Here is a 229-nt window from a genome sequence, read left to right on the forward strand (position 1 = left end):
GTCCGCGCCGGCAAGCTTTACTACCTGCGTGGCCTGGAAGGCAAGGCTGCCCGCATCAAGGTAGATCTGGCTGCTGCTGCGCAGGCCAAGGCCGCGCGCCTGGCTGCCAAGGCTGCCCCGTAATTCCGGCGTGGGGTACCGACCAAGGGTCGGTACCTACCCCACCAGGCGGCCCCCGTCGGGTGGGCGGTTGCGTGTCTGCGCCAGCTACCCGCGTTCGACGGCGGCA

1 protein-coding gene is annotated in these 229 nt (G+C 69.9%); it reads left to right on the plus strand.

From position 1 onward, the window contains the following. A partial coding sequence (locus ACQG3P_RS25515; RefSeq protein WP_426806600.1) for a 50S ribosomal protein L19 occupies positions 1–123 on the plus strand: 123 nt, incomplete at its 5' end. Positions 124–229: the final 106 nt, after the last annotated feature.

The organism is Stenotrophomonas sp. SrG (assembly GCF_050031795.1).
Taxonomy (GTDB): Bacteria; Pseudomonadota; Gammaproteobacteria; order Xanthomonadales; family Xanthomonadaceae; genus Stenotrophomonas; species Stenotrophomonas rhizophila_A.